The organism is Pseudomonas sp. F01002 (genome assembly GCF_004402115.1).
GTDB classification, from domain to species: domain Bacteria; phylum Pseudomonadota; class Gammaproteobacteria; order Pseudomonadales; family Pseudomonadaceae; genus Aquipseudomonas; species Aquipseudomonas frigoris.
Map to the genome: position 1 here is coordinate 198,353 of NZ_SOPU01000027.1, position 13,262 is coordinate 211,614.

Consider the following 13,262-nt stretch of genomic DNA (forward strand, 5'->3'; position numbering starts at 1 on the left):
AAGCTTTGCTACATCACGGCGAGCGATTAGCGTCGCTTGGCCATTTCGTTGATGAAGCGATCAAACAGTGGTGCTACGTCGTTCGGGCCAGGACTGGCTTCCGGGTGACCCTGGAAGCTGAAGGCGCTCTTGTCGGTACGCTCGATACCTTGCAGGGTGCCGTCGAACAGCGATTTGTGGATCGCGCGGACGTTGGCTGGCAGGGTCGTTTCGTCTACCGCAAAACCGTGGTTCTGGCTGGTGATCATCACCACACCGGTATCCAGATCCTGGACCGGGTGGTTGGCACCATGGTGGCCGTGACCCATTTTCAGGGTCTTGGCACCGGAAGCCAGAGCCAGCAGCTGATGACCAAGGCAGATACCGAAGACCGGAATTTCGGTTTCCAGCACATCTTTGATCGCCTGGATCGCGTAATCGCAAGGCTCCGGATCACCTGGGCCGTTGGACAGGAACACGCCGTCCGGCTTCAATGCCAGCGCTTCAGCCGCCGGTGTCTGTGCCGGCACCACGGTCACGCGGCAACCGCGCTCGACCAGCATGCGCAGGATGTTCAGTTTGACGCCGTAGTCGTAGGCAACCACGTGGTACGGCAGCTCAGAGGCTTCGATGGTCGCATGGCTGTCGGTTTTCAAATCCCAGACAGTCGAGCGCCACTCGTATTTCTCTTTGGTGCTGACGACCTTCGCCAGGTCCATGCCTTTGAGGCCAGGGAAACCCTGAGCGGCGGCGATGGCGGCTTCTTCGGAAATGTTGTCACCGGCCATGATGCAGCCGTTCTGCGCGCCTTTTTCACGCAGGATGCGCGTCAGGCGGCGAGTGTCGATACCGGCGATTGCCACAACGTTGTTGGCTTTCAGGTAGTCGGACAGAGACATCGTGTTACGCCAGTTGCTCGCAACCAGTGGCAGGTCACGGATAACCAGGCCAGCGGACCAGACGCGGTCGGACTCGGCGTCTTCCGGCGTGGTGCCGGTGTTGCCGATGTGCGGGTAAGTCAGGGTAACAATCTGTTGGGCGTAGGAAGGATCGGTAAGGATTTCCTGATAGCCGGTCATTGCGGTGTTGAACACCACCTCACCAACGGTTTGACCGTCGGCTCCAATGGCTTCGCCGCGAAAAATGCTGCCATCAGCAAGGGCGAGTATGGCTGACTTAGTCAAGAAGACCTCCCGTAAATAAAGCCTGAAAGGGCGATCGCAGGTTGTAAAAAAGCGGAGTGACGTATGGACACGTCACCCCGCTTCTTCACCGAATAATTCTGCGCGCTTTTAGTGGACACACTAAAGCTGTAGCTTACAGAAAAAGGCATTTTTGGTCTACCGCCAATGAGCCTTAAAGGCCGGAGAATGCGACAGGACGTCGCTTGGCGGAGTAAAACCGGGCTCAAACACACTATTTGAACCCGATTTCGGGCGCATCTTAACGCAGATCGAGTACGTCTTGCATGTCGTAAAGACCCGGCTCACGACCGTCCAGCCACAATGCAGCACGTACCGCGCCCTTGGCGAAGGTCATGCGACTGGACGCTTTATGCGTGATCTCCAGTCGCTCACCCTCACAGGCGAACAGCACCGTATGATCGCCGACTACATCACCACCGCGAACAGTGGCAAAGCCGATCGTTTCACGCTCGCGAGCACCGGTATGGCCTTCACGACCATAAACCGCAACCTTCTGCAGATCACGATCCAGGGCGCTTGCGATGACTTCGCCCATGCGCAGAGCCGTACCTGAAGGCGCATCGATCTTGTGCCGATGATGGGCCTCGATGATCTCGATATCCGCGTCATCACCCAGCACACGAGCAGCCATGTCGAGCAGCTTCAGCGACAGGTTCACACCGACACTGAAATTGGCCGCGAACACGATCGCAATATCCTTGCCGGCCTCGGCCAGCAGCTGCTTCTGCGCGGCGTCCAACCCTGTCGTGCCGATCACCATGGCCTTGCCCGCCTTACGACAGAACGCCAGGTTTTTCAGCATGACTTCCGGGAGCGTGAAGTCGATCAGCACGTCGAACTCATCAGCCACCGCGTCCAGATTGCCGGACAGTGGAACGCCGATACGCCCCAGCGAGGCCAGCTCACCAGCATCCACGCCAATCAGCGTGCTGCCGGGGCGTACGATGGCTGCCGTCAGCCCGGTCAGCGGCGCGCGCTGCTGCACTGCCTCGACCAGAATCTTGCCCATGCGCCCGGCAGCGCCCATCACAGCTATACGTCGCATGCCGACTCCTTACAAATCGCCGAAGAAGCGCTTCACGCCTTCAAACCAACCAGTGGTTTTAGGTGAATGGCTGTTGTCATCCGCCAGCGAGCTACGGAACTCTTCCAGCAGTTCGCGCTGACGACGCCCCAGATTGACAGGGGTTTCGACCGCCACTCTGCACATCAAGTCACCAGCACCGCCGCCGCGCACTGGCGCAACGCCCTTGCCGCGAACACGGAACTGCTTGCCGGTCTGAGTCCCTTCAGGGATTTTCAGTTTGACTCGACCATCAAGGGTCGGAATCTCCAGCTCGCCACCCAGCGCAGCATCAACAAAACTGATTGGCACTTCGCAGAACAGGTGCTTGCCGTCGCGCTGGAAGATCGCGTGCTCACGCACGTTGATCACCACGTACAGGTCGCCAGTCGGACCACCCTGAGCCCCCGCCTCGCCTTCGCCGGACAGACGAATGCGGTCACCGGTATCAACACCGGCCGGCACTTTCACCGAGAGGGTTTTGTACTCTTCGACACGACCTTGACCGTCGCACGAGTCGCACGGATCGGAAATGATCTTGCCCTGGCCATGGCAGCGCGGGCACGTCTGCTGCACCGAGAAAAAGCCCTGCTGCATACGGACTTGACCGATACCGCCACACGTCGGGCATGTGATCGGCGAGGAGCCTTTCTTGGCACCCGAACCGTCGCACGGCTTGCAGTTGACCAGCGTCGGGACGCGGATATTCACAGTCGTACCGCGAACCGCCTCTTCCAGATTCAGTTCCAGAGTGTAACGCAGGTCGCTGCCGCGCTGAGCGCCGCCACGAGAACCGCCGCGACCGCCGCCGAAGAAGTCACTGAAGACATCACCAAAGATATCGGAGAAGTTCTGACCGCCAAACCCGGCACCGCCGCCACCCATGCTCGGGTCGACACCGGCATGACCGTACTGGTCGTAGGCCGCGCGCTTGCTGGAATCGGACAGTACTTCGTAGGCCTCGTTGGCCTCCTTGAACATATCTTCCGACGCTTTGTCATCGGGATTACGGTCCGGGTGGTGCTTCATCGCCAGGCGACGGTAGGCCTTTTTCAGGTCTGCTTCGCTTGAGCCGCGCTCAACACCTAATACTTCGTAATAGTCACGCTTTGCCATAAGTCTTTGCACTCTTAAGGACGTTCGGCAAACCTCTCCTGAGCCTTGCCAAACTCGTTGAGCCCCAATACAGGCCCGGACCCAACTCACGTCAATTCAACGATCCTGGTCTTTGATTCGATGCGGTACTTTCGGCTCGAAAAGCAGGAGCATTCCCGGCCATACCGCCAACACTGGGGCGGACTGAATGGTTTGTTCGTTAGGCAATTCCGGCGCCTGAACACCATATCCTGCGTTGCCGCTCCTCCCCATAGCGAGCTATGAGTCGTCGCAGCGCCTTGGCTATGGCGTTCAGGAATCCGAACTTGCTCTAACGAACAAGCCACTCACTCCGCCTTTGTCGCATGCTGTAAAAATTCGCTAACTCCAGACACGCCAACGCGGGAGCAAGCCCCCGCGCGGCGACATCCTACCAGTCACTGCCTAAAGGCAGTCAACCGGCCGACCAACAACTTACTTGTGGTCTTTGACTTCTTCGAACTCAGCGTCGACAACGTCGTCAGCCTTTTCAGCCTTTTCGTCGTGCGGTGCAGCGCCTTCAGCTGGCTGAGCCTGCTCGGCGTACATTTTCTGAGCCACTGGCGCGGAGACTTTCGACAGCTCTTCAACCTTGGCTTCGATCGCGGCCTTGTCGTCGCCTTTGACAGCGGCTTCCAGGGCAACAACAGCAGCTTCGATTGCAGTCTTCTCTTCAGCAGTCACTTTATCGCCAGCGTCTGCGACCATTTTGCGAGTCGAGTGAACCAGCGCATCGCCCTGGTTGCGAGCGGCTGCCAGCTCTTCGAACTGGCGATCTGCGTCGACGTTGGCTTCAGCATCGCGAATCATCTGCTGAATCTCTTCCTCGGACAGACCGGAGTTGGCCTTGATCACGATCGACTGAGTCTTGCCGGTAGCCTTGTCTTTGGCGCCTACGTGCAGAATGCCGTTGGCGTCGATGTCGAAGGTCACTTCAATTTGTGGCACGCCACGTGGTGCTGGTGGAATTTCGGCCAGGTCGAACTTGCCCAAAGACTTGTTCTGAGCGGCTTGCTTACGCTCACCTTGCAGCACGTGAATGGTCACTGCGCCCTGGTTGTCGTCGGCAGTCGAGAACACTTGCGATTTCTTGGTAGGAATCGTGGTGTTTTTCTCGATCAGCGCGGTCATCACGCCACCCATGGTTTCGATACCCAGGGTCAGCGGGCTAACGTCCAGCAGCAGAACGTCTTTCACGTCACCGGCCAATACTGCGCCCTGGATAGCAGCACCCATGGCAACGGCTTCGTCCGGGTTCACGTCTTTACGTGCTTCTTTACCGAAGAATTCGGTCACCAGCTTCTGAACCAGTGGCATACGGGTCTGACCGCCGACCAGGATCACGTCATTGATAGCGCCAATGTCGATACCGGAGTCTTTCAGAGCGATGCGGCAAGGTTCGATGGTGCGTTGAACCAGGTCTTCTACCAGCGCTTCGAGCTTGGCGCGGGAGATTTTCACGTTCAAGTGCTTAGGACCGGTGGCGTCTGCAGTGATGTACGGCAGGTTCACGTCGGTCGAATTGCTCGAAGACAGTTCGATCTTGGCTTTTTCAGCGGCTTCTTTCAGGCGCTGCATGGCCAGCGGGTCGCCCTTAAGGTTCATGCCGCTTTCTTTCTTGAATTCGTCAACGAGGTAGTCGATCAGACGAATGTCAAAGTCTTCACCGCCCAGGAACGTGTCACCGTTGGTGGCCAATACTTCGAACTGGTGCTCGCCATCGACTTCAGCGATTTCGATTACGGAAACGTCGAAAGTACCGCCGCCCAAGTCGTAAACGATCACGGTGTGATCGCCCTTCGCCTTGTCCATACCGTAAGCCAGAGCGGCTGCGGTTGGTTCGTTGATGATACGTTTTACGTCCAGACCCGCAATACGGCCGGCGTCTTTGGTGGCTTGACGCTGGCTGTCGTTGAAGTAGGCCGGAACGGTGATCACTGCTTCGGTCACAGGCTCGCCGAGATAGTCTTCGGCGGTCTTCTTCATTTTCTTCAGAATTTCAGCCGAGATTTGTGGCGGCGACATTTTCTGGCCGTTCACTTCAACCCACGCATCGCCGTTATCAGCCTTGGCGATTTTGTACGGAACCATCTTGATGTCTTTCTGTACGACTTCTTCGTCGAACTTACGACCGATCAGACGCTTCACCGCATACAGGGTGTTGTGCGGATTGGTCACAGCCTGACGCTTGGCCGATTGACCAACGAGGATTTCACCATCGTTGGCGTAAGCGATGATCGACGGCGTGGTACGCGTGCCTTCAGCGTTTTCAATAACTTTGGCTACGCCGTTTTCAAGCACGGAGACGCAGGAGTTGGTAGTCCCCAGGTCGATACCGATAATTTTGCCCATGTTCACTCTCCCGAAACTTTGGATTTGGTTGCCGCAGCAGTGGTGGCTAACTGCGGTAGCACTTAAACGCTTGACTTCTAAATGGGGGCCTTGCGGCTAATTTCAAGCCTGCTCGTCAATCGAAGGCGAAACCGGTGCCGGGGCCTTGCTGACCACGACCATGGCCGGGCGCAGCAGGCGACCGTTGAGCTGATAGCCCTTCTGGAACACCTTGAGCACGCTGTTCGGCTCGACGTCGGCGCTTTCCTGCATGGCCATTGCCTGATGCTGAACGGCGTTGAACGGTTCGCCATGCGGATCGATCGCTTCCAGTTGATAACGTTTCAGGGTGTCCTGGAACATTTTCAGGGTCAGCTCGATGCCTTCGCGCATTGGACGAATGCTTTCGTCGTCCGGGCTGGACAACTCCAGACCACGCTCCAGGCTGTCGATGATCGGCAACAAGTCACCGGCGAATTTTTCCAGTGCGAACTTATGAGCCTTTTCTACATCCTGCTCGGCGCGACGGCGGACGTTCTGCAGATCAGCTGCTACACGCAAAGCCTGATCATGAGCGCCAGCCAATTGCTCTTCGAGCACTTGAACACGAGCCGCCAGTTCATCACCCGAGTCCTGGGCAGCCTGATCGGCGTCTAGATTTTGCGTATCCACTGTCTGTTCGTCAGCCATAGATTTCTCCTTTCAATATCGTCCGCGAGCTCAACTCGCGCTTCTGCCCAGCTATATGGGGCCGCAAAATTCAGCTTCAAGGGGTGCTTATTTATTAACCCTACAAAAAACAGCTGCATTGTCATTCCCGGGCGCACTAAGGATTTCGTCGGATCAAGCAAATCGAGCTAAGGGAGGGCATTGTCAGCCAGAAACAAAACACTGTATAAATAACCAGACCTAAAGCCTGGGAGCGGCCTTTATGCTGGTGCACCTGTCCGTACATAACTACGCCATCGTTGAACATCTCGATCTCGAACTCGATCGCGGGATGAGCGTGATCACTGGGGAAACCGGCGCCGGCAAGTCGATCATGCTCGACGCCCTCGGCCTGACCCTGGGCGATCGCGCCGACAGCGGCGTGGTCCGTCCCGGTGCCGACAAGGCCGATATCCTGGCAACCTTCGACCTGGTCGATATTCCAGAAGCCAGCGCTTGGCTGGCCGAGCGCGACCTGGAGAGCGATGGCCCGTGCATCCTGCGCCGGGTGATCACCGCCGAAGGGCGCTCGCGTGGCTATATCAACGGCACGCCCTGCCCCCTCGGCGACCTCAAAGCCCTGGGTGAACTGCTGATCGATATCCACAGCCAGCATGAACATCAATCCCTGCTCAAGACCGACACGCACCGCCGCCTGCTCGACGAGTACGCCGGTGCAACGGACCTTGCCCGCCAGGTACACCTGGCCGCCCAGCGCTGGCGCCAGACCCGCCAGGAGCTGGAACGCCTTTCCAATTCCGGAGATGAGCAGCGCGCTCGCCATCAATTGCTCAGTTATCAACTCGAAGAGCTGGAAAACCTCGGCCTCGGCGAAAACGAGCTGGAGCAGCTGGAACAAGAACACAAGAACCTGACCAACGCCGAAACCCTGCTGGGCATTTGCCGGCAAGTGGTCGAACAATGCAGTGAAAGTGATTCCGGGAATGTTCTGAACGCCCTCACCGCCAGCCTCAATCGCCTTTCGAGCGTCAACAATTCGATTGGGGCCCTGGGTGAAGCCAGTAGCCTGCTGACCAGCGCGCAGATCCAGGTCGAAGAAGCCGTGGGAGAACTGAACCGCTTCCTCGATAACTTCGATGCCGATCCAGCGCGCCTTCAGTACCTGGAGGAACGCCTTGATGCGATCTATACCATGGCGCGCAAACACCGCATCCAGCCGACCGAAGTGGCCGAGATGCAGCAGCGCTTGCTGGATGAAATCGAAACCCTGAATGCCAACGACGAATCCATCGAGCGACTGAGCGATGAACTGGCCTCCTATGCCCGTCATTATCAGGAAAAGGCTCGCGAGCTCAGCGATTTGCGCCATCAGGCCTCGAACAGCCTGGCCAGCGCCGTGGAGCAGGAAATCCAGCGACTGGGCATGCCCGGCGGTCGTTTCACCATCGAGCTGCGCCCCAACAGTAGCGATGAACTGCTACCCAATGGCCTTGAGCAGGTAGAGCTGCTGGTAAGTGCTAACCCGGGCCAACCTTTGAAAGCGCTGGCAAAAGTAGCATCCGGCGGCGAATTGTCACGGATCAGCCTGGCGATTCAAGTGATCACCGCGCAGACCTCCCGCGTACCGACTCTGGTATTCGACGAAGTGGACGTGGGCATCGGCGGCCCGACCGCCGAAATCGTGGGCCAATTGCTGCGTCGACTTGGGGAGCGCGGGCAGGTATTGACGGTAACTCACTTGCCGCAAGTAGCAGCGCAAGGTCATCAACATCTATTCGTACACAAAGTGCGCGGCGAAGATGCCACTCACACAGCCGTCTCCAAGCTGAGCAAGAACGATCGTGTCGAAGAAGTGGCGCGGATGCTGGGAGGCATCGACCTTACAAAGGAATCCCTGGCTCATGCCAGGAAAATGGTCGTCACCGCGAAAATTTAAGACCTGCAGAAAGCACGAAGGCGACCCTGGGGTCGCCTTCGCTCGTTTCGCGAACCTTAAGTTCGCGCGACATGCTTACTTTTTCTTGCGTACGTACAGTACAAGGTTGTGATCAACCATCTCGAAGCCATACTTGTCGACGATTGCCTTCTGCAGTCGCTCGATTTCTTCGTCGAAGAATTCGATCACTTCACTGGTCTCGACGTTGACCATATGGTCGTGATGCTTGCCGTCGTCCAGCTCGAAGACCGCATGGCCCCCGTCGAAGTTGTGCCGCACCACAAGGCCAGCTGCCTCGAACTGGGTCAGGACACGGTAAACCGTGGCCAGACCGACGTCCTCACCAGCCTCCATCAGCGCCTTGTAGACGTCCTCGGCACTCATGTGGCGTTGCTCGGCGGAATCGAGCATTTGCAGAATTTTGACCCGTGGAAGGGTCACTTTGAGGCCGGCTTTGCGTAGTTCGCTATTTTCAACCATGGTCAGCTTTCTCGCGATGCTGCTTCGCAGCTTCTCTTAATGCGGGTATGATCGGCGTTTACGTTGTCCCAGCCAAGATAGTGGAAGTCGCCCACCGATGCAAAACACCAAGCTCTTGCTAACCAGTTTCACCTTTGTGGGACTGCTCGCACTCGCCGGTTGTTCATTCCCCGGGGTTTACAAAATCGACATCCAGCAGGGCAATGTCGTCACGCAGGACATGATAGACCAGTTACGCCCGGGAATGACCCGCAAGCAAGTACGGTTTATCATGGGCAACCCTCTGTTGACCGACACGTTCCATGCCGATCGCTGGGATTATCTGTACAGCCTGCAACCGGGTGGCGGTGAACGCCAACAGGAACGCATTAGCGTTATCTTCAACCCAAATGACCAGCTTGTCAGCCTCTCTGGTGATTTCATGCCAGGCGTGAGCCGCGACGAAGCCATTCTCGGCAAGGACAGCGGCACTACAGTTGCTGCGCCAACAGAAAACGCCGAGAAGCCGAAACCAGAAAAACCGGTCAAGCCAGGTTCGCTGCTGGACCAGATCCAGAAGGATGTCGACGGTGTAGAAACCGTTCCAGTCCCGACTCCAGAACCTCTGGAAACCTCGCCGCAATAATTTGCGACGCAATAAAAAACCCGGCATGTCCGGGTTTTTTATTGTCTGGCGTTTAGTGATTCACTGATTCCGGTTTTTGGCCTCAGCAGCCTTGGCTGCGCGCAACCGACGAACTTCTTTCGGATCAGCCAGCAATGGTCGGTATATCTCGATGCGATCTCCAGCCTGGACAGGATGCTTGTCCGGATCAGCGATCACTTTACCGAAGATCCCCACCGGGCAACTGGCCAGAGCCAGCTCCGAAAACGCCTCGCCGATGCCTGACTTCAGCAAAGCCGCCCGCACTGTCGTTCCTGCTGGAACCGTCACCGAGAGAAGCACCTGACGATCAATGGCGGCATACACCACCTCAACATCGATCACGACCTCAACCATGCATCTGCTTCGCGCGCTGGCAGAAGGCATCCACCAGCGTATTGGCCGCCTGATTGAACAACGGCCCCAAGGTCGCGCGGACAATCGAACCGGCGTAATCGAATGACAGGTCCAGGCTGATCTTGCAGGCTTTCTCGCCCAACGGCTTGAACACCCAGACGCCATGCAATTGATTGAACGGGCCTTCCTCGAGGTTCATCTCGATCGAATGCCCAGGCACCAGCGTGTTGCGCGTTACGAAATGCTGGCTGAGACCGCCCTTGGCCACGCCGACGCTAGCGCGCATATGCTCAGGAGAACTCTCCAGGACTTCGGCCGATGAGCACCACGGCAGAAATTCCGGGTAACGCGCCACGTCGTTGACCAGGTCATACAGCGCTTGTGCCGGATACGGCAGCAGGGCCGAACGTTGAATGTGTGTCGTCATGTCAGCGTCACTTCCACAGCTGGGCGGCAAACACTACGAGAATGCCGATGGGCGCCACATAGCGCATCAAGAACAAGGACAGGGCGAACATCGCAGGGTTGCGGATCGACAACTCGTCGCGTACCGCTTCACGCCCCATCACCCATCCTGCAAACACCACGAAACACAAACCACCGAGTGGCAACATGATCCGCGAGGTGAAGAAATCGATCACACCAAAGAAGTCCAGGCCACCGGCCGCACCCCATTGATAGAGGTGGAACATCCCGCCTTCGTTCACGAAAAATTTGGCTTCCTTCCAGATATTGAAGGAAAACACCGTGCCCAGACCGACGAACCAGCAGATGAATGCCAGCCAGAAGGTGACCCAGGCGCGGCTGACTTTCGTGCGCTCAACCAGGTAAGCCACCATCGGCTCAAGCAGGGAAATTGCGGAACTCCAGGCTGCAATCGCTACCAGCACGAAGAACACTACGCCCATCACCTGGCCGAACGCTACGTTACCAAAGGCAAAGGGCAAGCTGACGAACATCAGGCCAGGGCCTTCGCTTGGGTTCAGGCCCGCGGCAAACACGATCGGAAACAATGCCAGACCAGCCACCAGGGAAACGAAGGTATCGAGCAGTGCCACGCCGACGATGGTGCCGGAAATCGATGAGTTCTTCGGCATGTAGGCGCCGTAAATCATGATCGAGCCGACGCCCACGCTCAGGGAAAAAAACGCGTGCCCCATGGCAGGTAGCAAACCGTCGAGTACTTTTTCCGGGTGGAAGTCGAACATGAAATGCACGCCTTCCATGAAATGGCCGGTGGTCATGCTGTAGCCCAGCAGAACAATCACCATCACGAACAGTAGCGGCATCATGATCCGCAGGCTGCGTTCCAGGCCGGCGACCACCCCTTTGGCAATCACCACCGCCGACAGCAGCATAAATATTGTGTGCCAAAGTGTCAGGCGCCATGGATCGGCGATCACATTGCCAAAGTAGGCGCCGACCTGGTCAGCCGTCACCCCCTGGAAGTCGCCACGGCCCATGTCGATGATGTAATCCAGCGACCAGCCGCCGACCACACTATAGAAAGACAGGATCAGCAACGCCGTGATCATCCCGGCAAATGCGCCCCAGGACCACTTCGTCGAATGCCCGGCTTCCAGCGCCAATACCTTCAGGGCGTTGGCCGGGCTCTGCCGTGCACGGCGACCGATCAGGGTTTCGGCCAGCATGACAGGCACACCGATCAGCGCGATACAGGCCAGGAACATCAGCACGAAGGCGCCGCCGCCGTAGACGCCGACCATGTACGGGAATTTCCAGATACTACCCAGGCCCACGGCCGAACCGGTCGCGGCGAGTATGAAGACCCAGCGGCTAGCCCAACTGCCGTGGACAGAAACCTTGTCTGTCGACATCGTTATCACGCCCAAGCGTTCAAAAAAGAGGCCGCATTGTCCGGGATTCAATCAACCTGCTCAAGCACGTAGCGATACCGTAGCCGACTCGCGTGCAACTCCCTATAATGCCGCCCCTATGGCTAAACAGAAGAAACACCCAACAGGGACCATCGCGCAAAACAAAAAGGCGCGACACGATTACTTCATCGAGCACAAGTTCGAGGCTGGTCTGGTCCTGGCCGGCTGGGAAGTAAAAAGTCTGCGGGCAAGCAAGCTGCAACTGGTTGACAGTTACGTACTGCTCAAGGATGGCGAAGCCTGGCTGCTCGGCAGCCACATTACGCCGCTGATGACCGCCAGCACCCACGTCATCGCTGATCCGACCCGCACCCGAAAATTGCTGCTCAACCGGCGAGAGCTGGAAAAGCTGGCCACGGCCGTGCAGCAAAAAGGTTACGCCTGCGTGTGCCTGTCCTGGTACTGGAGCAAGCACATGGTCAAGTGCGAGATCGCTCTGGGCAAGGGCAAGAAGGAATACGACAAGCGTGATACCGAACGCGAACGCGACGCCGGCCGCGAGTTGCAGCGTGCGGTGCGCAACAAGGGTAAGGAAGACTAATCTTTCGGCCTGAGTGTTGTGGCGCTAGCGAAAAGATCGCAGCCTGCGGCAGCTCCTACATAGATCGCGTATCCATGTAGGAGCTGCCGCAGGCTGCGATCTTTTGCTTTAAATAATCACATCCCCTTGCGCCGCTCCGCCCGAGCCATGCGCTGCACTTCCTGACGCACTTCTTCCAGCACTTCCTGCACATACAAGATATGTCGGCTGGAGACTTCCCGCGCCTGCTCTGCCCTTCCTTCAATAATCGCCAGGTACAACTCCCGGTGCTGTGTGATCAGCATGTCGCGGGTTTCCGTACGCTGCTTGTACATACCGCCGATGTTGGTCACCACGTTACGCTTGAGCAGATCGAACAACCCACGAATGGTGTGCAGCAACACCGCGTTATGACTGGCTTCAGCAATTGCCAGGTGGAATTTCGCATCCGCCGCCCCCTCTTCCGCCCGACTTACCTCGTCGTGACGCGTATAGCAGTCTTGCAATTCATTGAAGGCCGCGGTCAATCGCTCGCGATCAACATCCGTAGCACGCATGGCTGCGTAATAGGCGCAGGAGGCTTCCAGGGTGTGACGAAATTCCAGCAGATCGCGCTGCGCTTCAGGGTTGCTTTCCAGCAGATGCAGCAGCGGATCGCTGAAGGTTGACCCCAGCGACTCCACCACATAATTGCCACCACCCTGGCGACTGACCAGCAAGCCCTTGGCCGCCAGTTTCTGAATCGCTTCGCGCAACGAAGGGCGTGACACGCCGAACTGCTCGGCCAACGCACGTTCGGCCGGCAAGCGCTCACCCGCCTTCAGCGTGCCCTCGAGAATCATCCCCTCGAGCTGCTCGACAATATCGTCAGACAAACGGCGCTGACGAATCTGATCAAACCCCATAACTCATTTCTCCACGATCCCGACGGCTCGCCGGGGTCTCTATTCTGGCCTATCAGGGCTGTGTCAGCACCTGCCAGACGGCATTTTGTCGAGCGGACCAGATGACTTCTGCAGCGCGTATTCGACAAAAGTTTTAGGGCGG

At 57.5% G+C, this 13,262-nt stretch carries 13 protein-coding genes; 3 read left to right on the forward strand and 10 right to left on the reverse strand.

The genetic code is table 11. From position 1 onward, the window contains the following. Positions 1-26: 26 nt before the first annotated feature. The 5 genes from carA to grpE form a co-directional block, all read right to left on the reverse strand. Positions 27-1,163, reverse strand: coding sequence for a glutamine-hydrolyzing carbamoyl-phosphate synthase small subunit (carA, locus tag E3W21_RS23810; RefSeq protein ID WP_134422050.1), 1,137 nt, complete (start codon positions 1,161-1,163; stop codon positions 27-29). A 259-nt stretch (positions 1,164-1,422) separates the two neighbouring features. After that, positions 1,423-2,229 (reverse strand): 4-hydroxy-tetrahydrodipicolinate reductase, encoded by an 807-nt coding sequence (gene dapB, locus E3W21_RS23815; RefSeq protein ID WP_134422051.1) that lies wholly within the window; start codon positions 2,227-2,229, stop codon positions 1,423-1,425. A gap of 9 nt (positions 2,230-2,238) precedes the next feature. After that, positions 2,239-3,363, reverse strand: coding sequence for a molecular chaperone DnaJ (gene dnaJ / locus E3W21_RS23820; protein WP_008149037.1), 1,125 nt, complete (start codon positions 3,361-3,363; stop codon positions 2,239-2,241). 453 nt (positions 3,364-3,816) lie between these two features. Then, positions 3,817-5,733 carry a molecular chaperone DnaK gene (gene dnaK / locus E3W21_RS23825; RefSeq protein ID WP_134422052.1) on the reverse strand — a complete coding sequence of 639 codons (1,917 nt, stop codon included), beginning with the start codon at positions 5,731-5,733 and terminating at the stop codon, positions 3,817-3,819. Positions 5,734-5,835: 102 nt separating this feature from the next. Further along, a complete protein-coding gene (gene grpE, locus E3W21_RS23830) occupies positions 5,836-6,402 on the reverse strand; it encodes a nucleotide exchange factor GrpE (RefSeq protein WP_033058135.1) in 567 nt (188 codons plus the stop codon). A 241-nt stretch (positions 6,403-6,643) separates the two neighbouring features. Here grpE and recN point away from each other — a divergent pair, with 241 nt between their 5' ends. Then, a complete protein-coding gene (gene recN / locus E3W21_RS23835; protein WP_033058136.1) occupies positions 6,644-8,317 on the forward strand; it encodes a DNA repair protein RecN in 1,674 nt (557 codons plus the stop codon). Between the two features lie 75 nt (positions 8,318-8,392). Here recN and fur read toward each other — a convergent pair whose 3' ends face one another. After that, positions 8,393-8,797 (reverse strand): ferric iron uptake transcriptional regulator, encoded by a 405-nt coding sequence (gene fur / locus E3W21_RS23840; RefSeq protein WP_003197684.1) that lies wholly within the window; start codon positions 8,795-8,797, stop codon positions 8,393-8,395. Between the two features lie 97 nt (positions 8,798-8,894). Here fur and E3W21_RS23845 point away from each other — a divergent pair, with 97 nt between their 5' ends. After that, complete coding sequence (locus tag E3W21_RS23845) at positions 8,895-9,422, forward strand: outer membrane protein assembly factor BamE (protein WP_033058138.1); 528 nt, start codon at positions 8,895-8,897, stop codon at positions 9,420-9,422. Positions 9,423-9,482: 60 nt separating this feature from the next. Here the strand turns inward: E3W21_RS23845 and E3W21_RS23850 are convergent, their stop codons facing one another. From E3W21_RS23850 to E3W21_RS23860, 3 genes are read right to left on the reverse strand one after another with little or no spacing between them, the layout of a single operon-like run. Next, on the reverse strand, positions 9,483-9,797 hold the full coding sequence (locus tag E3W21_RS23850) for an RnfH family protein (RefSeq protein ID WP_129438620.1): 315 nt from the start codon (positions 9,795-9,797) through the stop codon (positions 9,483-9,485). Further along, a complete protein-coding gene (locus E3W21_RS23855; protein ID WP_129438622.1) occupies positions 9,790-10,224 on the reverse strand; it encodes a type II toxin-antitoxin system RatA family toxin in 435 nt (144 codons plus the stop codon). The genes E3W21_RS23850 and E3W21_RS23855 overlap by 8 nt, the downstream gene beginning before the upstream one ends. Positions 10,225-10,231: 7 nt before the next feature. Further along, on the reverse strand, positions 10,232-11,635 hold the full coding sequence (locus E3W21_RS23860; RefSeq protein WP_134422053.1) for a sodium-dependent transporter: 1,404 nt from the start codon (positions 11,633-11,635) through the stop codon (positions 10,232-10,234). A gap of 118 nt (positions 11,636-11,753) precedes the next feature. Between E3W21_RS23860 and smpB the strand changes: the two genes are divergently transcribed. After that, entirely contained in the window at positions 11,754-12,236 is a 483-nt protein-coding gene (smpB, locus tag E3W21_RS23865; protein ID WP_008149046.1) for an SsrA-binding protein SmpB, read from the forward strand. Positions 12,237-12,352: 116 nt separating this feature from the next. Here the strand turns inward: smpB and E3W21_RS23870 are convergent, their stop codons facing one another. Continuing rightward, positions 12,353-13,120, reverse strand: a complete 768-nt coding sequence (locus E3W21_RS23870; protein ID WP_008149047.1) for a GntR family transcriptional regulator — start codon at positions 13,118-13,120, stop codon at positions 12,353-12,355. Positions 13,121-13,262 lie beyond the last annotated feature (142 nt).